The organism is Paenibacillus sp. MY03, assembly GCF_002165585.1.
GTDB lineage: Bacteria > Bacillota > Bacilli > Paenibacillales > Paenibacillaceae > Pristimantibacillus > Pristimantibacillus agaridevorans.
On the sequence record NZ_MXQD01000040.1, the window covers coordinates 1 to 19,753 of the forward strand.

Annotated in this window: 14 protein-coding genes; 2 read left to right on the top strand and 12 right to left on the bottom strand. The window is 52.6% G+C overall.

The window, feature by feature from the left end:
- Window positions 1-433 precede the first annotated feature (433 nt).
- The 10 genes from B1748_RS26055 to B1748_RS26100 form a co-directional block, all read right to left on the bottom strand.
- Entirely contained in the window at window positions 434-3,475 is a 3,042-nt protein-coding gene (locus tag B1748_RS26055) for an efflux RND transporter permease subunit (protein ID WP_087570876.1), read from the bottom strand.
- 24 nt (window positions 3,476-3,499) lie between these two features.
- Window positions 3,500-4,189, bottom strand: a complete 690-nt coding sequence (locus tag B1748_RS26060; protein WP_087570877.1) for a response regulator transcription factor — start codon at window positions 4,187-4,189, stop codon at window positions 3,500-3,502.
- Window positions 4,186-5,667 carry a sensor histidine kinase gene (locus B1748_RS26065; protein ID WP_087570878.1) on the bottom strand — a complete coding sequence of 494 codons (1,482 nt, stop codon included), beginning with the start codon at window positions 5,665-5,667 and terminating at the stop codon, window positions 4,186-4,188. Before B1748_RS26065 ends, B1748_RS26060 begins: the two co-directional genes overlap by 4 nt.
- A gap of 108 nt (window positions 5,668-5,775) precedes the next feature.
- Window positions 5,776-6,339, bottom strand: a complete 564-nt coding sequence (gene lepB, locus B1748_RS26070; protein ID WP_179215836.1) for a signal peptidase I — start codon at window positions 6,337-6,339, stop codon at window positions 5,776-5,778.
- Between the two features lie 189 nt (window positions 6,340-6,528).
- Window positions 6,529-7,674, bottom strand: coding sequence for a family 8 glycosyl hydrolase (locus B1748_RS26075; protein WP_087570879.1), 1,146 nt, complete (start codon window positions 7,672-7,674; stop codon window positions 6,529-6,531).
- Between the two features lie 56 nt (window positions 7,675-7,730).
- The gene (locus tag B1748_RS26080; RefSeq protein WP_087570880.1) at window positions 7,731-8,669 is read right to left on the bottom strand and encodes a carbohydrate ABC transporter permease; all 939 of its coding nucleotides are present in this window, start codon (window positions 8,667-8,669) and stop codon (window positions 7,731-7,733) included.
- A 14-nt stretch (window positions 8,670-8,683) separates the two neighbouring features.
- Entirely contained in the window at window positions 8,684-9,652 is a 969-nt protein-coding gene (locus B1748_RS26085) for an ABC transporter permease (protein WP_087570881.1), read from the bottom strand.
- A gap of 111 nt (window positions 9,653-9,763) precedes the next feature.
- Window positions 9,764-11,467, bottom strand: coding sequence for a type 2 periplasmic-binding domain-containing protein (locus B1748_RS26090; RefSeq protein WP_087570882.1), 1,704 nt, complete (start codon window positions 11,465-11,467; stop codon window positions 9,764-9,766).
- A 142-nt stretch (window positions 11,468-11,609) separates the two neighbouring features.
- Window positions 11,610-13,415 carry a sensor histidine kinase gene (locus tag B1748_RS26095; protein ID WP_087570883.1) on the bottom strand — a complete coding sequence of 602 codons (1,806 nt, stop codon included), beginning with the start codon at window positions 13,413-13,415 and terminating at the stop codon, window positions 11,610-11,612.
- 20 nt (window positions 13,416-13,435) lie between these two features.
- A complete protein-coding gene (locus B1748_RS26100) occupies window positions 13,436-15,004 on the bottom strand; it encodes a response regulator (protein WP_087570884.1) in 1,569 nt (522 codons plus the stop codon).
- Window positions 15,005-15,091: 87 nt separating this feature from the next.
- On the opposite strand from B1748_RS26100, the gene B1748_RS26105 reads away from it, so the two are divergent.
- Window positions 15,092-16,297 carry an MFS transporter gene (locus tag B1748_RS26105; protein WP_087570885.1) on the top strand — a complete coding sequence of 402 codons (1,206 nt, stop codon included), beginning with the start codon at window positions 15,092-15,094 and terminating at the stop codon, window positions 16,295-16,297.
- 71 nt (window positions 16,298-16,368) lie between these two features.
- A complete protein-coding gene (locus B1748_RS26110) occupies window positions 16,369-17,100 on the top strand; it encodes an HAD family hydrolase (RefSeq protein WP_087570886.1) in 732 nt (243 codons plus the stop codon).
- Here the strand turns inward: B1748_RS26110 and B1748_RS26115 are convergent.
- Both B1748_RS26115 and B1748_RS26120 read right to left on the bottom strand, forming a co-directional pair.
- Window positions 17,097-18,677 (bottom strand): ATP-binding cassette domain-containing protein, encoded by a 1,581-nt coding sequence (locus tag B1748_RS26115; protein ID WP_179215837.1) that lies wholly within the window; start codon window positions 18,675-18,677, stop codon window positions 17,097-17,099. The genes B1748_RS26110 and B1748_RS26115 overlap by 4 nt on opposite strands.
- Entirely contained in the window at window positions 18,674-19,510 is an 837-nt protein-coding gene (locus B1748_RS26120; RefSeq protein ID WP_087570888.1) for an ATP-binding cassette domain-containing protein, read from the bottom strand. Before B1748_RS26120 ends, B1748_RS26115 begins: the two co-directional genes overlap by 4 nt.
- Window positions 19,511-19,753: the final 243 nt, after the last annotated feature.

Below are 19,753 nucleotides of genomic sequence, written 5' to 3' on the forward strand. Positions count from 1 at the left end.
CCGCATAAATGAGGTTATTCAACAGTCTGAGTTTTTCCCCTTATTTAATACGAAGCTATTGATACTTTTTACATCAAGCACGGTTACTTTGGACCACAAGGTCCATCCCTACCTCTATTCCATTTGTTTTTACAGTTTAATTTACTTCATTATTTCACAGTTTATTTTGGTTGAGCAAAGGGCAGAACAGGTGAGTATCGTGGTCGAATGAAGATTTTATACTTCATCGGCTACTCGAGCCACCCATACGGCAAACGAAGCTTAGTTTTATGCTTCATCAAAGGACAAAAGGTGCCGCTAAGATCTGTTAGATTTTTCAATCGTTTTCATCTGAAAAAAAACTTGCTTACTTACTTCCCCAAGTCTTGGGGTTGCAAAATTTCCATAATAAAAACAGTCCCGCAAATGATTCGCTCGCGGGACTGCTCGAAATTTATTTTGCTGTAGCTATTTTTCCTTTTTTTGCTTTTTTGCGATTCAGCACCTCGTAAACGATTGGCACGATGATCAACGTGAGCAGCGTCGAGCTGATCAAGCCGCCGATTACCGTAACCGCCATCCCCTTCGAGATGAGACCGCCGGACTCGAAGCCGAGTGCCAAAGGAAGCAAAGCGCCTACCGTTGCGATCGCCGTCATCAGGATCGGGCGAAGCCGCGTAACGCCGGCCTCGAGCAGCGCTTCGCGTACGGACAAGCCCTCCCGCTCCTTGTTAATAACACGGTCGATCAATACGATCGCGTTCGTCACGACGATGCCGATCAGCATCAATGCGCCAATCATTGCTGTTGCGCTGAGCGTCTCTCCTGCAATCCACAAGGCGACCAGGCCGCCGATAATGGTAAACGGCAAGGAGAACAAAATCGTAAGCGGAGTCAGTCCGCCGCCGAAAGTTAATACAAGCACCAGGTACACGATGGCAACCGCAGCGAGCATCGCGAGGCCCAACTGGGTAAACGTTTCGTTAATTTGTTCCGTTACGCCGCCCATCGTAATCTCGATGTTGCCAGGAAGCTCCATGTTGTCGATTGTCTTCTGAATATCCCTCGAAACGGCGCCAACATCGGAGGAAGCTACCTCTGCGGATACTTCCGTATACACACGATCGTTGAGACGCGTAATCGTATTCGGAGATTCGCCCTCTTCAATCGTGACGACATCTTTAAGGGCGACTTCCGTTCCCATTGGCGTCATGATGGATACATTTTCAAGATCGGACAAGCTGGTGTACGTTTTTTCTTCCGTTTTTACATAGATATTAACATCCTCGCCGTTCACTTCGATTGTCGTCAGCACAGGATTGCTGCGCACGGGGCTAAGCGCCATTGCAACCTGTCCTGCCGTCAATCCATGCTGGCTCAGCTTGTCGCGGTCGGCGACGATACGGTATTGTTCGTACGTCTGCGCCAGACTGGAGTCGATCTTCGTCAACTCGTCATTCTCTTGCAGCTTCGATATCAGTTCGCTTACAACCGGCTCCAGCGCCTTCATGTCGGGACCGAATACTTGCATGGTCACGCCGGATCCGCCGAGTCCGCCGCCGGTGAAGTCTTGCTCCTTCCACTCGCCCTGTCCGCCAAGCTCTTGCAGCATTGGAAGGATTTTTGCTTTCTCTTCGGAGAAGTTTTCAAAATCCTTATCGTAATTGATGTTGAACAATGCTTGTTTGGACGCGCCCGGATTCATCGGATTTGCTCCGCCGACCGCATATTGCAGCACCTTGACGCCTTCGCGTTTCTCAGGCACCAGGAGCGCTTCGGCCTTTAGCGCCAGCTCTTCTACTTGCTCTCTTGTTTCGCCAGGAGCCGGGTTGTAAGTAACGATTACAGCTTTCTGTTCGTCGGCTGGCAGGAAGCTGGTGCCAATGACGGGAACAAGCGCGAAGCTGCCTACAAGCAGCAGAACCGCGATGCCGAACGTGACCAGCTTGTGGTTAAGCGACCAGTTCAATACGCCTTTGTACCATAACGCCAAACGACCAGGCTTATCTTCGTGTCTTTGCTCAGGCTTTAGACCATTGCGGAACATCATATGGGCCATCATTGGCACGACCGTGATCGCAACGATGAGGGATGCGAGCAGGGCGAACACGACGGTAAGCGCGAACGGCATAAATACTTCGCCGACCATGCCGGACACAAAGCCCAGCGGCAAGAATACCGCTACCGTAACGATTGTCGATGCCATGATCGGAACGAACATCTCGCGAGTCGCATCCGCGATAAGCTCCTTGCCGCTCAGCTTCTCGCCGGCAAGCGACATTCGCCGGTAAATATTTTCGATGACGACAATGGAGTCGTCGATAACCCGGCCAATGGCGACGGTAATTGCGCCGAGCGTCATAATGTTAAGCGTAATGTCCATCTGTTTCAGAACAAGCATCGCCATCAGGATAGACAGCGGAATGGATACGATGGAGATAATCGTCGAACGGATGTTGCGCAGGAACAACAGGATGATGACGATAGCGGCAAGCGCGCCGATAATCGCTTTGCTCAGCATCGTGTGAACCGACTCTTCGATCGGCTCGCCTTGGTCGAAGGAATGTTCTACCGTCAATCCATTGATGTCCGCCTGTATGTTCGACATCTCATCCTTAACCAGATTGACGACGTCAACCGTATTGGCATCGGCCGATTTGACGATGCTGACGCCAATGGCATCTTTGCCGTTCGTTCGGGAGATCGATTCCGCCTTGTCCACAACCGTCAAGTCGGCCACATCGCTGAGCTTGACGCCAGGTACAATGATCAGATTGCGAAGATCATCCTCGCTTACGATATTGCCGTCGACCAAAACCGATTTCTCGGATTCGCCGAATTCGAAAATGCCGAGAGGCACGGACATCGCGGAAGCTTGAATTATTCCTTTGACCATCTCTTCGGTCATGCCGATCTCGGCGAGAACTTCCGGCTTGAAGGCAAGCTGGCCTTCTACCACGTTCTGTCCGGAGATCTGAACATCCGCAACGCCCTCAAGTCCTTGAAGCTTCGGAATGACGCTTTCGTTAACCTGTTTGGTCAACTGAGCTAAATCAAGCGAATCATTGGAGATACTAAGCGACAATACGGGAAATGCGTTCAGGCTGATTCGGGATACGGACGGCGTCTGTACGCCTTCCGGGAACCCGATTTCCCCGAGCAGGCTCTTTACTTCTTGCTCCGCTTTTTCCATGTTCGTCTCGTAATCGAATTCGATTACGACGGACGATGCGTTTTCGAAAGACGTCGATGATACGTTGTTTACGCCGGACATGTTCCGCGTACGCTGCTCGATCGGCTTCGTTATCTTGTCCATTACTTCTTCCGGCGCTGCTCCCGGATATACAGTCGTGACGCTGACGATCGGAATCGTAATGTCCGGAATCGTCTCCATCTTCATGCTGGTACCGGCCTGCAAGCCAGTGAACAACACGATAAGCGTGATGATCCATAAAGCGAATTTGTTGTTCAGCGAAAAATGAATAATACTCTTCAACGTCTCCCACTCCTCTGTCTATCGTCAAATCTTGAATCTATAACCAACGCCCCATATCGTCTCGATATATTGCGGGTTGGACGGATCATGTTCGATCTTCTCGCGAAGTCTGCGGATATGGACGGTAACCGTAGCGGCATCGCCGTTGGAATCCAGTCCCCATATGCGCTCGAACAGTTCTTCTTTCTCGAATACGCGGTTGGGATGCGATGCGAGAAGCAGCAACAGCTCGTATTCCTTGGAGGTCAGCATGGTCTCTTTCTCGTGGATGGTAACTCTGCGAGCCGACTTATCGATCAGCAGGCCTCTAATCTGTACGATATTGCCGGGATTGCGTTTATCCGCGGTCAGCCTGTCGAACCTGGCGAGATGAGCTTTGACCCTGGCTACAAGCTCGCTTGGGCTGAAAGGTTTCGTTATATAATCATCTGCCCCGAGTCCAAGACCTCGGATCTTGTCGATATCTTCCTTTTTTGATGTAACCATCAGGATGGGCATATTATGTTTGCCGCGAATTTGACGACAGATCTCATAGCCGTCAACCTTAGGCAGCATGACGTCCAGGATGATAAGATCATGACCGCCTTCCAATGCTCTCTGCAGCCCAACATCGCCGCGGCTTTCGATCTCTACCGAATAGCCGTGGCTTTCCAGGTAATCTCTTTCCAATTCGGCAATGGACTTCTCGTCTTCAATAATCAGGATGTTTTTCATAGTTCGTTCACCGCCTTTATTGCTGGCAGCTTCAGGCAAAATATCGCTCCGCCCTCCGCCGCGTTCTCAGCCCATACAGTGCCTCCGTGTCCTTCTACGATCTGCTTTACGATGGCTAGTCCAAGCCCGTTGCCTCCCGTCTCGGAATTACGGGATTGCTCCGCGCGGTAGAAACCTTCGAATATATGAGGCAAATCCTCTTCTTCGATTCCAGGACCCGTGTCCTGGAAGGTGATAAGTGCATCTCCTTCGGACTTTTGTACCGTAACGACGATAGTAGCCTCGCTCCGTTCGGACTGCTGATTCATATACTTGATTCCATTGGACAAGATGTTGGCAAACACCCGGTTCAGCTTGTCCGGATCGGCTGCCACCAGCAGTCCCGCCTGCATCGCCTTATTATGAAGCTGAAGTACGATGCCATCCTTCTCGAGCTCGAAGCGCTGCTCCTCGAGATAGTCATCCACGTATCTCGCGATATCCACCGTCTTGAAGTCGTAAACCACCTTCTGCAAATCCAGTTTGGAGAACAGGAACAGCTCGTCGATCAAGTGATCCATCTCCGACGCTTTGCGGTAGATCGTACCCATATAGCGGCTTCGCTTTTCATCCGTATTGGCGATTCCATCCATGATCCCTTCGACATATCCTTTAATTGCGGATATCGGCGTTTTTAGATCATGCGAAATATGGGATAGCAGCAGCTTGCGGTTCTCTTCATATTGAAGGCTTTGGTCAATGGAATGCTTTAGCCTCGCCCGCATTTCTTCGAAGGCGGCACCAAGCTGGGCTACTTCGTCTCCGCTGCCCGCTTTCTTCTTGAACATTCTTCTTCTGGGAGAGACCGGCTCTGCCAGATTGCCTTCCTTGATCTGCAGTGCTGCAGACCGGAGCGACTGAAGCGGCTTGATAATGCTTCGGGATACGAAGTAGGTGAGCAGCATGCTTGACAGCACGATCGACAACAACATAAGAATCATCGTCAGGGGATGCCAGAAGAACGGAATTTGTTCTACCCGATAGAGCAACAGCGCTTTTCCTTCTCCCCCATCCGGGTACTGAAAGTCGAGCTCATGAGATGTAAACCGATAATTGTGGAAAAATAATCTTTCGTTAGGCTCATCCGCAAGTTTTTGCCAATCCTCTCCTTCCGATAACGAGCTCAGAAAGGGAGAAACATCGGTAACCTTGTCATCCTTGGAAATAATGAGGCCCGCCCACTGCTCGCTAAGCCGCTCCTGCAGATCCGTCAGGAAGTCCGGATTCTGAAGCTGACCCGTGTCTTCCCGAAGCACATACATGAGTTCACCATAAACCAAGGCCTGGTTGAAATTTTCGTCTTGCTTCACCTCTGTCAGATCCCTAATGTCCTGCTTGCCGCTGCTGGCGAATATGATCATGATGAACAATATTAACAGGATGACCGGGACGACGGCCATCGCCAGATAAGACATATACAGTTTCAAGCGAATGGACATGCATCACGCTCCGTTCCCCAGTTAGGATGTTTCATCTATCGTTTATCATAAAGGCTAATTCTAAACGAAATTGTAATCAAATATTACAAATTTATTACGTTACGAAAGTTATTTCAAACTGCCGATCCGGTCGACTGGCCAAATTCGGAACACCGCCTTGCCCTCCAAGCTGGATAGCGCGACAGGTCCGAAGTCGCGGCTGTCCTGGCTTCTTTCTCGATTATCGCCTAATACAAGCACATGTCCGGCCGGAACGGCGAAGGGTACATCCAGACTGCCCGGAAACGTCTCGCCTTTCGCGTAAGGCTCCTCAAGCCTGACTCCGTCCACGAATACAGCTCCATCAACGATGTCTACCGTTTGACCTTCCAGCGCGATGACTCTCTTTACAAGACGAAGCTCATGCTCAGGTCCGTTAATGATGACGATATCCCCTTGCTTCGGCTCGCTTACACGGTACGACCACTTATCTTCGATCAGCCGTTCTCCTTCGACGAGCGTATTTTGCATGGACACGTTATGTACTTCCGTCTGGGCATAAGCGTATGTCTGAAACAACATGGCCAAAGTAATTGCAATGCCTAACGATAAAGTCCAGTCTCTCAGCTCTTTCATCCCATTGCTCGTCCACCCGCGATTACCGGATTCGAGCTTTTCCTTGTTATTTTCCATTTGCATGTCTCTCCTCAAGTTTCGAATGATTGCGCGATACGGCGAATATGCCCAAAACCTATACGTTATACGAAAGTCGTTGGCGAAAGTTTCCTGTTCTGGGCAGTCTATCGTTTGGAAATGACAAAAAACAGTCCCGGGCAAGCAATAGCAAGCCGGAGACTGCTTATTTCAATTTTGTAAAATTTGTTATTCTTCCGAAGGAAACCAAATCCGGTATCGCCCGCTTAGCGCCAGCATCGCGAACAGATACAAACAATTGTCGTAATAGCGGCGGTCGCCCGTTCTTACGGAAGTTTCCCACAGAAGCCTGACGTTGTCCTCGGCATGCGGTCCGTCCGCGGCAAGCGACGCGGCGGCATTGGAGGCCAGCAAGCCGACGGGATGCAATGCCTTCTCCTCGAAAGGTTCTCCGTTAATCCGGTACCTGCGGTAATCCTCCGGCCGTTTGTCTGCGAAGAAGGACTGTATGCGATTTGCAAGACTCCGCTGCCTCTCGTCCTTTCGGAACCACTCCCAGTCCAAACCGATATTCGCCGCGACGCGGTAAGCATCGCTAAAAAAATGTCCATAGCCGCGCGTATCGTTCGGCGTTCCGTCATAATAGGCATACTCCGGCGTCAGTCCCGTTTCGGGATGACTCGCAAGCTGGATATAATCCCGGCTTGCCGAAGCAGCCTCTTCCCAGAAGCTTCGGTCTTCGGGGTAAGCCCATAACGCGAACAGCTCGTAAAAGTGGGGCAAATGATAGGACGGATCCGAGAACTCGACCTCCGGCACGAACTTGATCAGCTTGTTGTCTTGGTTCCACATCGGATACCCGGTTCCGTCCTCGCCTTGATGGATGCATGTGCGCAACAGATCGCGAGCCTGCTTGCCATAATCATAAGGAGCTTCGCCATCCCCCCATCGGTGGGATGCGAACAGCAGCGCCAAGGCGAAATATTCTTCCCCGTCAGGCGCCGGCCCGTTCGACAATCGCGTCCCGTCGGGCTTGCACGACCAGGCGAAATACCCCTTATGAACCCCTTCCTTCATATACATGAAGGAGTACGTCCAATTCCATATTCGGTCGAATATATCCTTGCGTCCGTACTGCACCGCCATCATCATGCCATATGACATGCCTTCCGATCGCACGTCCAGGTTTCCCGTATCCAGCAAATAGCCTTGCGTCTCGCCCATCGGATAATAGATTCGCGTCTCTTCGTTCTCGCCGAACAGCGCTTCCCAGGCTTCCGCCAGCCTATTATCGACTTCTTGCGGCTCATACCCGCATTCCGCGAACAAATCGCGGTAGTTGCCCGTGTAATAAGCGCCTTGTCGTTCAGTCATCCTGTTAAGCCTCCCGTCACTTGTCGCCGGATATCTCCGTCAGCCCTATTGCTCCCTCAGCCCTTCACTCCGCCCACCATCATCCCTTTGACGAAATACTTCTGCAGGAACGGATACACCATGATGATCGGGAGAGAAGCGACAATCGTCATTGTGGCGCGTATGGAGAACGGCGTAACCCCCGAGCCTTGCTGGCCTACGTTGGCGAACCCGTCGCTTGCCGATTTCGACGTCATCGATGCGTTGGAATTTTGCAATATTTTCTGCAGTTCGTATTGCAAGGTGCTTAATTCGACATTGGACGAGTTGTACAAAAACACGTCAAACCATTGATTCCATTGATAGACGCCGCTGAAGAGCGCCACGGTTGCCAGCACCGGCGTGCTGAGCGGCAGCACGATGCTGAAGAAGTTGCGGTACTCGCCCGCTCCGTCGATACGGGCAGATTCCAGTATGCTCTCCGGCAGACCTTCTATGAAGGATCGTATGATGATGAGGTTGAATACGCCGATCAAGCCTGGGAAGATATAAACCCAGAAGCTGTCGATCAATCCCAAATCCCGGATAAGCAAGAAGTTCGGGATAAGCCCTCCGTTAATATACATCGTCAGAATGAATGCGATCGTCACGAATTTCCGCAGCACGAACTCTTGTCTGCTTACGGTATACGCCACCATCGCGGAGCAGAACACTGTCAGGACGGTGCCGATAACGGTACGCAAGATGGAGATCATCGTGGCATGGAAGATCGTCGCTTCTCCCAGCACGTATTTGTAATTCTCAATCGTCCATATCCGCGGCAGAAGATAGATGCCTCCGCGAATCGAATCGTTGGCGTTGTTCAGAGACACGGCCAGCGTATTGAGGAACGGGTACAATGTCACGACCATCAGCAGCGTAAGGAAGATAAAGTTGCCGTATTCGAACATGCGGTCGCCAAGCGACATCGGCCTTCTGCTCCGTTTTTTGAATCCCTTGATTGTCATTCCGGCCATCCGGCTCCCTCCTTCTAATACAATCTGGCTTCGCCCAGCCTCTTCGCGATGTTGTTCGCGGCGAACAACAGGATGAAGCTGACGATCGTCTTGAACATTCCCGCCGCGATGGAGAGCGAGAAGTTGCTTTGCGCAATGCCGTATTTCAATACGAAAATATCAAGATTCTCAGAAAAGTCCACGTTCATTCCGTTGCCCAGCAAATATTGCGGCTCGAAGCCGGATTCCATCAGGTAGCCGATATTCATAATGAGCAAGACGACGATGACGGGCTTGATGCCCGGAAGCGTCACATGCCACATCCTCTTGAACCGGCCCGCACCGTCCATCTCCGCCGCCTCGTATTGGGCGGGGTCGATCATCGTCATGGCGGCAAGGTAGACGATCGTATTCCAGCCAACGTCCTTCCACACTGTCCCGGCGCCGAAGATGCTCCAGAAGTATTCCGGAATGCCAAGGAACAATATTTCCTCCTTGATCCATCCCGCTTTCATCAACAGCTCGTTAATGATGCCGTCGGGCGATAAAGTCGTCTGGATGATCCCGGCCGCGACTACCCACGAAATGAAGTGCGGCAAATAACTGACCGTTTGCACCAGTCGCTTGAACGCGACTTGCCTTAGCTCGTTCAACAGGAGCGCCAATGTAATCGCGGTTGCGAATCCCAGCACCAGATTGATGCCGCTCATCGCGAGCGTGTTCCGAAGAACCCGCAGGAATCTCTCGTCTTCGAACAAGAAGCGGAAGTGCTGAAGCCCTACCCATTCCTGATCCCAGAAACCAAGCGCCGGCTTGTACTTCTGGAATGCGATCGTCCAACCCCATAGCGGCACGTATTTGAAAATGAACAACCAAATCAGGAACGGGACGGACATGACAATAAGCGGATGTTGTCTGCCTAGTTTAATGAGGAACGATTTGATGCCAGACGGCGGTTTGCTTGGTACCGTCCCGGATGCCAAGCCCGCAGCGTGTTTCTCCATCCTGTCTCTCTCCTTCCGGCTTTGCATGGTAATTCGGACGCGCGAGAGGCCGAGCCCGCGCGGCAGGCGTCAGGTCGGCCTCTCCAAGCATCGCCATAAATATCGCCTCGATTACTTGGCGGCTTCGATCAGCTTCTTCACTTCGGTAGTAACGAACGCCTCGTAATCAGCCGTGTCCAACTTGCCGAATTCGCCCAAATATTCGTTCCAGATGCCTTCGAACTCGGCTGGCTTGGCGAGAACGAGTTTAGGGAAATACTTTTTGACGATTTCCGTCTTCTTCGTTTCGTAAATTTGCGGAGCGGAGCCCTGCTCCTTCGGAATGCCCCAAGCCGGAAACCACGGGCGATCGTCCGGAGCGGCGAACATTTCCGCATATGTCTGAGCGCCGTATTTATCCAGAATGACTTTATCCGCATCGGTAAGGTCCATCTGGAATACTTCAGGCTGCAGACCAGGCGCAAAAGCGTTGCCGTTCGCTAGCGTGGAGTTCGTGCCGTATTGCGGCCAGTTCCAATCATAGTATTTGAAGCCGAATTTCTCGCGGAACGCTTCATCGATTTTTTTGATCTGCTCAGCGGTGCGGTAGTACCTTCCGTTTGCATCCACTTCGTAAGTTTCTCCCACAATTCCCCAGCTTTTCAGCGTTTGGTTTTCCTCCGTCAGCAGGTTGTCAAGGTATTTGATGATTCTTTCCGGATCTTTGGCGCTGACGGTAATGCCCATGCCGCGGTTTTTCACGAAGCCTGGAGGATCCAGGTATTGATCCTTCTGCCCGTCGAAGGTAACCGGCAACGGGAAATACACGAAGTCGTCTTTGGCCGGATCCGCTTTGGCCGCATCCTTGAGCACGTTCTGCGCGTTGGCGATCTGCCAGCCGTAATCGAAGAATCCGATCACCTTGCCAGAGGACAGCTTCGCCAGATATTGGTCATAATTGTCGACGAACGAAGCTTTGTCGAACAGGCCTTCCGCATTTAATTTATTCAGCTCGGAGAGCCATCTTTTGGTCGAGTCCGCAGCGGAATAGGTTTTGGCCTCGAACGTGTTCATATCCACGATGACCTCGCCGTCGTTCGGGAACCCTTCCAGATGCATCGGCGGGTTGGAGGTCGCGAAGAATCTCCAGTCGTGCGTCAGAGCCACGAATCCCGTCAAGTCTTCTCCGCTATGCTTGGACGCGTAATCGCGGATCAGATTGAAGTATTCGTCCAACGTCTTAATCTTCGGATAACCCGCTTCCTTCAGCACCCGGCGCTGGACCCAGAAGGCGCCTTGATTAATGTTGGGATCCGGCACGTATTCGCCGACTACGTTAGAGAACGGCAGGAAATAAATTTTGCCGTCTTCCGCTTTCATTTGATTAAAGTAAGGTCCATATACGCGCTTGATGTTCGGACCGTGCTTCTCGATCAGATCCGTTAAATCGATGAAGGCTCCCGCTCCGAGAATCTCGTCAATCGCGGCATCCGGAATCATCACGTCCGGGTACTTGTTGGAGGCAATCATCGTTCCGATTTTGGTATTGAGATCGCCAACCAAATTTTCGATTTTAAAATTTACGCCGGTCTGATCCTCCAGCATTTTGCCGATCGTCGTTTCGTTCGTATTAATGTCCTTGGCGGCACCGGCGCCATTGAAGTACGTAAATGTCACCTTATCCAGCGGCTTCTCCGTTTCCGTCGCCTGTCCGCCCGCATTGTTTGTCGGCGCTTTGGTCGGTTCCGACTTCGAATTGCCATCCGAACAAGCCGATGCGACGAGCGAGGTTAACGTAAGTACGCTTACTGCCGATACGAGAAATCGTTTCTTCATCGTGTTGCCCCCTGTACGAATATTTGAAAGCACTTTCATTGTAACTTCGAAGGGGAGCGCTGATGACCCCCATAACTTTAGTTCCTACTATAAAAATCTTAGAAATTTTCGGTGCTGAAAACCGAACTTTTTGAACTCGCACTTAGAAGTTCATGCTTCGTGCTACCGGAATTCCGATACGCACGGATGTTCCATGCCCGGCTTCGCTGTCTATGTCGAACTGGAACTCTTGGCCGTAGATGAGCTTAAGCCGATAAATAACATTTTGAACGCCGATTCGCTCGCCAAGCTCCTCCTCCTCCGCCAGATAGGAGCGTATTTTGTCCATCTGCTCCGGTGGCATGCCGCCGCCGTTGTCCTGGATGGAGAAGTGCACCATCCCCTCTTCCGAATGAATGCGAAGATCGATATGGCCGCCTTTTTTCACTTGCTCTACGCCATGAATACAGGCATTTTCGACAAAAGGCAAATAAACAAATTTGGGGATAAGCAGCTCCCCGGCAGCAGAGTCGACGTCAAGATCGAAGGTCAGGCGATCGCCGAACCGGTATTGTTGAATTTCCAGGAAGCAGTTGACGAACTCCAGCTCCTCTCTAACTGTAACCATATCGCGCTTCCAAGTTAAGGCGCTGCGGAACAGCTTGGCCATGTTATGAATGATTTTAGCCGTTTCCGTTTCTTTTTTGATGACGCTCCGCATTCGGATCGTCTCCAGCGCATTGAACAGGAAATGCGGGTTGATCTGGCTTTGCAGCGCGTTGAGCTGCGCCTTGCGCCGCTCCAGCTCCAGGCTCTTCTGCCGGATGTCGGCGACGTAGACATCGTTGATCAGACTCCGGATCTGCAGCGTCATCCGATTGAATTCGCCCGTCAACTGGCCAATCTCGTCGTTGCTCTCCTCCTGATGCATCGTATCGAAGTGCTGATTTTTTACCCGCTTCATATAACGGAGAATATTGCCCAGCCTGGCCGTAATGGATCTGGCAATCCAGCCGATAATGAGCGTAGGCACGATTAGATTGATGCCGGACATCCAATACACGAACTCCCGGGACTTGCGCAGCTCGCTGAAAATGTCCTTCTCCGATACGACCGCGATCATCTGCCAATCGCCCAGCAGGCTGCCCGCCGGGTAGCTTGTCCGAAGAAGCACCGAATCCGACGGAAACCGAAGCTGGTCGAATGGTTGACGAACGGTGAACCAATCCGTTTCCGTATTGTTGGAATAGGCTACTTCGCCTTCTCCGTTAACGAGGTATACATTTCCTTGCACGTTCAGATTGGAGAAGATCGTATGAATCGAAGACATCTTGAGCTCGATTTTGAGCACCTTCTCCCAATTGTTTAACGAGTCAAAATAATTCATTCTTCGCACCAGGCTAAACGTGTCCACGGCGACGCCTTCGCCGCTGGCAACAAGCAGATCCTCGCGCGGCGAACGAACGAAAGCGGTTGCATTCGATGACGGGCCGCCTAATGCAAGGTACCACTCGCTTTCCTTGATCTCGGGAGACAAATATCCGATGCCGCCGGAATGCAGCAGCGTCGGGTTGTCCAGATAGATTTTAATATTCTGCACCGAAGCGTAGATCGGCGTGTAGCTGTTCAGAATGCGGCGAAAGTAGGAATCGTAGGCTTCGATATAGTCGGCCGGCCGTTTATATTCGTTCTCCAGCAGCTCGTTCAGCTTGTTGTCGGTAAAAAATCCGGAGGAGACGTTAATCGCGCCGTCCAGCTCCGTAAGCAGTTGATTTTTTATTTGCTCCAGCGCCCGAGTCGTATCCTCCAGATTCTGCCGCTTTACGTTTTCGCTCGTCACTTGATAGAACACGATGTTCGTGATGAGGATGGGCAGGAATACGCAGAAGATGTACACGATCATCATTTTATTGCGAAGCCTGATATGGTGAATGCCGATCTTGTTTCCGTTTAGCCATTTGGCTATCATCGCCATGCTCCTCCTTCTGTTCAGCGCAAGCTGTTGCGATACTCCGTCGGCGTCATGCGCTCGAGCTTCTCGAATTGCGACACGAAGTATTCGGCATTATTGAAGCCGACCCGTTCCGCGATTTCGTAGACGCGAAGATCAGTCAGCCTGAGCAGCCGCTTCGCTTCGCCGACTCTTAGCTGCAGGACGTAGTCGTTGAAATAGGTGCCGTACGTTTTTTTGAACAACTGTCCGAGATAGACCGGGTTCATATAATATTTCGCCGCGATCGACTTTAAATTAATGTTCGTGGCAAAGTTCGCGTCAATATAACCCTTTATTTTCTGCACGCCGCCTCCCGCCATCTCCTTGCGTTGACGAGCCGCAAGCAGCGAGCATTCCAGCACAAAGCCCTGGATCAGCCGCTTGAGCGTCGCCGCCGTTACGTTGCGGTCATACCAGGAAATCATCGGTTCCCTGTACGTCATTGTCCCTACATCGGCTTCCATGCTTTCTAGCGTCGACAACGCTTCGGATACGAACCGATGAAGGCTGGTCCTCACTGCCTCCGGTACATAACATCGATCCCGGAACTGCAAGAAGATGTCGTCTACCGCCTGCCGGATCGCCGCTTCGTTATTTTCCTCCATGCCTTCCTTTAGACCTTGGAATAACGTATGATCCATGATCATGTACTGCAGAGGCTTGGAGCGCAGCTCCTCATGCAGGAACACGAGTCTCCTCTCGTCCATGTATTTGTACAACATGGCTTCTCTTGCGCTGATATAGGCCTCCTTGAGCTCCGACAGATGCGTTACCGGATGGCCGACAAACACGCAGACGGGAGTTCCGGCCGCCGATTGCAGTCTGACCTGCAGCGACTTGGCAAGTCGCTCTATGGTCCAATGCTCCGGAAGAGACGCCTCTGCCACGACGACCCCCAATCTTCCCCTATGTTCGTAGGTATGAAGCGCGGGCATGGAAGGAGCGATCTCCTTCAGCGTTGCAAGCGTGAGCTCCCGCACGTCCAGGACCGGTGAGCTGCCCGGGTTCAAAAGAGCTTCGTCGCTATCGTTCATTTCCACAAACATATAGTACAGGTGACCGGCCTTCGGAAGCTCCATGGACGCACGCCACCGCTCGGCCTCTTCCACAGAACACTCCCCTTTGATTAAAGCTGCGATTCGTTCGCTGCCGAGCCGATGCTGCTGCTGGTTGGCGGCCGCGGCTTCCAGTTCCAGCTTTTCCTTTAGTTCGAGCAGCGTCGTCTCCATGACCGTCTCGTCGATGGGCTTAAGAATGAAATCGCATACGCCGTATTTGACGGCTTGCTGGGCGTATTTGAATTCGTCGTAACCGCTTACAATAATAAACTTTGTCGGCAGTTGATGGACCTGCACCGCTCTCTGAACGAGGGCGAGACCGTCCATGACAGGCATGCGGATATCCGTAATGACCAGGTCCGGCGGATCCTGGACGATCATCTCCAGGGCGTCTTCTCCATTATCGGATTCGCCGCATACGGTAAACCCGCATTTCTCCCAACCGATCAGCTCCTTCAACCCTTGCCTGAAGTACGCTTCATCATCGACAAGCAGCACACGAAACATAGATTCAGCCTCCCTTTTATACCTCTTGTATATTGCCAATGCGGCTCCCTTCCGCTACCATTGGATATCAGAGAGGAGCTTTCCGACATGACGACGATTAGCGCCGCGCAACGCGGCTTATTTATGACGGTTACCGTCCTGTACTGGACTTCGATGTACATCTATGTTCCTACCCTGTCACCCTATTTAAAAGACAGCGGCTTTTCCCTGCAGTTTATCGGCATCGTACTCGGCAGCTACGGCTTTGTGCAGATGCTCGTCCGTTTCCCGCTGGGAATCCTCTCCGACCGCTGGGGACGCCGCAAGCCTTTCATTTTGCTCGGCATGCTGACCGCCATTGCCAGCTGTCTCTTGTTCCTTGTCCCCGGCTCCTGGATTTGGCCCCTGGCAGGTCGTGTCATTGCCGGCGTGTGCGCATCCACTTGGGTCGCCTTTACGGTCATGTATGCAGGTTACTTCGGCAGCGGCGGCACAAGCCGCGCGATGGGCAACATCAGCCTGATGACCGTTTCCGGCCAGATGCTGGGCATGCTGCTCAGCGGCTGGTTAAACGACGGCTTCAGCTCTTCGGCGCCTTTCGTTCTAGGCGCCGTTGTTGCCGCTGTCGGGCTGGTGCTCGCTTTCCTTCTGCGAGAATCGGATACGAGCGGGCATGCGCAAACGGGGATGTCGTTCGCCCAGATCGCTACTGTCGTACGAAATGCAACATTGCTGCGGGTTTCCTTGTTGTCCGTACTTGCTCATGGCGTATTGTTTATCACCATGTTCGGCTTTACCCCGCTCAAGGCGCAGGAATTTGGAGCGACCGGCACGGAGCTGACGATTCTGGTGTTCTCGTTCATGCTTCCGCACGCCATTGCTTCGTTCAGCAGCCCGGCTTGGCTTGTGCCCCGCTTCGGTTACTGGAGCACGATCGCGTCCGGCTTCATCATCAGCGGCATATGCACCGCGGCCATGGTCCTGGCGCCTTCCATCGAATGGCTTTACGCAACGCAAGCCTTAAACGGTCTGGCGCAAGGACTTCACATGCCGCTTTTGCTCGGCATGGCCATTCGCGATGTCGACAAGTCGGGGAGAGCTACAGCCATGGGCTTGTATCAAGCGTTGTACGCCATCGGGATGTTCTCCGGTCCGTTTCTGGCCGGCTGGCTGAATGAGCAATGGGGCCTCGACAGCGGCTTTCTGTTCGGCGCGTTGCTTGCCGCCGCAGCTTCGGCGCTTGTGTGGCGCTGGTCTTGGGCCGATCGCAGGCGGAGCAGCTTACGCCAGAAGAAGGACTTGCCCTTGAACTAGAATGCGTTGATTATACAACAACACGCCCAACACAGCTATTTCTTTTTCCGACAATCAGGAGGTTTAACCTTATGCGAACGTTATCGACTTCTCGAAGTTTCACAAGCCATCCGCAATTTACCGTATCTTCATCAGACCAATCGAATGAGCCGCGGGGCAGGTCCGAAGAACTTGCGACCCGCCCGCAGCTTGTGCTGGATATCGGCGGCGTGCTTGCCGCCAATCTCTCGCCGAAATTCTGGATGCTTGTCTCGGAGGCTGCCGAAGTGGAACATTCAAAGCTGTACAAAATTTATAAGCAGGAGATCAGTTCGAAATTGTGGAGAGGGGAAATCCTGGAGGAGCAATTTTGGGGATGGCTGCAGGATCAAGCGCCGAAGTTGAGTCCATCGGCAGCGAAGCACACGCTTGCGGGATGTCTGTCTCCGCTTCCGGCGCTTCAACGATTGCCGGAGTGGAGCCGTGCGGCGGACTTGCATATTTTAAGCAATCATTTGTTGTCTTGGGTCGCGCCTCTGTTGCAGCCCGTTCGAAGTTATTTGACCCATATTGTCATCTCGAGCGAACAAAGCTGGAAAAAACCGCAGCGCGAGCTGTTTGCTCACGCCGCGAGTTTATTGCCTTCCCAGTCCAACGTTTTGTTCGTGGACGACCAGCGGGGCAATCTGGATATGGCGGAAACCATGGGATGGGAGGTCGTACTGGCTGATGAAGGCGGCGCATGGATAGAGGAGGCCGATCGCTGGATCCATAATAACTCCGCTATGGACGTCCCCATTTTCGAATCAGCCAAACCTCGTTAAAGCAGCCCACCAACAAAATACAAGATGGAACAGCATCCTATCGCCGCGGCCAGCAGCCAGACATCCGCCCTGCCCGGTTTAAGCTTGAATCCGTACACGGGGTTGCCGCGCGGCCTGTCAAAGCCTCTTGCTTCAAGCGCGCCGGACATCTCTTCCGCTAGCCGGAGCATCGCTCGCAGATATGGCATTAACATGCGATGTATTCGCTTGGCGGGAATGCCGCCGGAAGCCGTCGTTTCTTTGCCCCTCGCCCGGGCAAGCTTGCCGAACCGGCCCCATTCTCTCATCAGCAAGGGGATAAATCGGAAAATAAGCGTCACTAGCAACGTCAGGGAACCAACGGGAACCTTAAGCTTCGACAGCCAGCCAAACGTCTGGTCCAGCGCTCGCTGCAGCCTAAGAGGCGTCATTAGACCGAGTATAGGCATTCCCAGCACCATGACGAACATGAGCTGAAGAAGCCGGATTGCGGTTGTCTCCACTCGCCCCCACTCCAGAGAGAAAGGCTCGAACGACAGGCCGCCGATCAGAATGAGCACGGCCGACAGAATGGCATAACCTCGAATAACGGGCAGCCAGTGACGGAACAGCGGCCAAAACGGTGCGACTGCTGCTGCGACTACAATTGCGGATAAGGTTAACTGGAGCAGGGAATCTTGCAGAAGTAGAATGGTTGACATCAACAGATAAGCGAATACAACCGCTCGCGGATCGAACGTATGCGGTCGTTGCCATGCCGGCCGCGTGCGTTGATTCCCTGCTGCCGCTTCCGTTTCTTGAATAACCTTGCGATTATGAATTTCGGTTTGCCGAGGCGTATTCCCATCATGCTTGGAATTCGTCAGGCGCACAGCCATGTCGCGAGGCGACTCCCGCATCGTCCGCTCATTCGTTGTCGCTGGACGGACGGTCCCTCCCTCCACGACAAGCACGTCGTCCGCCAGCGGGAGAAACGTATCCAGATCATGAGTCACTATAATCACTCCACGACCTTGGGATCGATAGGTTCTCAGAAGCTCGCATAGGATGGCCCTGCCGCCTGCGTCCAGACCAGCCGTCGGTTCATCCAGAAGAAGCCATTCCGGCTCGCAGGCAAGAAGACAAGCAAGCGCAAGCCTGCGCTGCTGCCCGCCGCTTAATGTCCACGGATCCCGCTCCAGCAGTTCGGGTGCCAAACCCGCCGCTTCCAATGCCCCATGTATCTTTCGATCTTTCTCTGACTCATCGTAAGAACCATATGGTTTCAGGGAATAAACGAATTCCTCTCGAACGTTCGATGCGAACCATTGGGATTCCGATTGCTGCATGGAGATTCCGAATCGAAGCAGCGCCTCGCGGTTAAGCGGCTGCCTGCGCTTAGGCAGCCACAACGTTTGACCGCCCAGACAAATATCGCCGCTTGCCGGCTTGCGCAAGCCTGCGATTGTCTCGAGCAGCGTCGACTTGCCCGCTCCGTTGGCGCCGATGATCAGCGTAATTTGACCGGCATGAAATTCGGCATCCACATCATGCAGCAATGGAGTTGCGCGGTCATCCCCCAAAACAGATACGCGCCTAAGCGTCCAATTATCGGTCACCTGCTGCCCACCGCCCCTTGGAGCTTCTCCAGATACAAAGGGATGTCCGGCGCTGGAACGCCCAATACTTCCAGCTCCCAGCCGACCTGAACGGAATATGGAGGCTCGAATCCATATCTTTCCGATGGACTGTCGCATGCGCCGGGGCCGCTTCTCCGGAACAATCCGAGGCCTGTGCCTTCGTATGCCATCTCGCCGCCCGCCATGACCCAGACGGTATCGCTCCCTTCAAGCTCCTCCAGCTTCTGCGTGATCCATAACATAGTCATGCCGGCCTTATGCAGATGCCGAACCCGCTTATACACTTCACGGGACATATCCGGATCCAGCATGGACGTTATTTCATCCAAAATAATAAAGTTAGGCGACGTGGCCAAACAACCCGCAATCGCGGTTAATTGCTTCTGGCCGCCGGATAAAGTATCAAGCGCCTGCTGCATCCTGCCGTCCAGCCCCAGCCTCTTTAGCGCATCCTCAGCTGCTTCCGGTATTCGGCCGCCCTCCACGGAACCCCATTGCTCCATCATAATGACTACGTCTTCCCATGGCGTTGCTCCGACCAGACCAGCGTCAGGATTCTGCAGCACGATCGGCGTCGAAGGTCCTGTCTTGGCGCTTTTCTCCAGACGCCCCGACACACCCGTAAGAGGCATTCCGGCGATAACCTTGGCAAGCGTACTTTTCCCGCTTCCATTGCCGCCGATTACCGTAATCCACTCCCCCTGCTTGATGGTGAAGTTCACCGAATGGAGAATCGCGATTCGATCTCTGCCATTAGGCGATATCGCCGACAAGCTCAAATTCGTTCCACGGACGATGATCTCCGCTCCCAAAAAAAATCACCCCGACCTCTTCACAATGTTGGAACGCTGTGATAGAATTCAAATCGTTAACCACAATTCATGATAAATGGTTAACAATAAAGTTGCAACTACTAAAAAAACGAGTTCAAAAAGTTCGGTTATCAGTACCGAGAAGATTGGATGAAGCTAGAACCTGAGGAGCGGAGCGTAGTGGAAGCTACGTGAGCACCTGCAATGTTTCCGGAGGAAACAAACTTCGAAAGCATCTGCTTA

Bases quoted from the DNA above. Each gene is read 5' to 3' on its own strand.
- B1748_RS26060 (WP_087570877.1), bottom strand. From the start codon at position 4,189: ATGAAAAACATCCTGATTATTGAAGACGAGAAGTCCATTGCCGAATTG.
- B1748_RS26085 (WP_087570881.1), bottom strand. From the start codon at position 9,652: ATGGAGAAACACGCTGCGGGCTTGGCATCCGGGACGGTACCAAGCAAA.
- B1748_RS26100 (WP_087570884.1), bottom strand. From the start codon at position 15,004: ATGTTTCGTGTGCTGCTTGTCGATGATGAAGCGTACTTCAGGCAAGGG.
- B1748_RS26075 (WP_087570879.1), bottom strand. From the start codon at position 7,674: ATGACTGAACGACAAGGCGCTTATTACACGGGCAACTACCGCGATTTG.
- B1748_RS26065 (WP_087570878.1), bottom strand. From the start codon at position 5,667: ATGTCCATTCGCTTGAAACTGTATATGTCTTATCTGGCGATGGCCGTC.
- lepB (WP_179215836.1), bottom strand. From the start codon at position 6,339: ATGGAAAATAACAAGGAAAAGCTCGAATCCGGTAATCGCGGGTGGACG.
- B1748_RS26095 (WP_087570883.1), bottom strand. From the start codon at position 13,415: ATGATAGCCAAATGGCTAAACGGAAACAAGATCGGCATTCACCATATC.
- B1748_RS26110 (WP_087570886.1), top strand. From the start codon at position 16,369: ATGCGAACGTTATCGACTTCTCGAAGTTTCACAAGCCATCCGCAATTT.
- B1748_RS26080 (WP_087570880.1), bottom strand. From the start codon at position 8,669: ATGGCCGGAATGACAATCAAGGGATTCAAAAAACGGAGCAGAAGGCCG.
- B1748_RS26105 (WP_087570885.1), top strand. From the start codon at position 15,092: ATGACGACGATTAGCGCCGCGCAACGCGGCTTATTTATGACGGTTACC.
- B1748_RS26090 (WP_087570882.1), bottom strand. From the start codon at position 11,467: ATGAAGAAACGATTTCTCGTATCGGCAGTAAGCGTACTTACGTTAACC.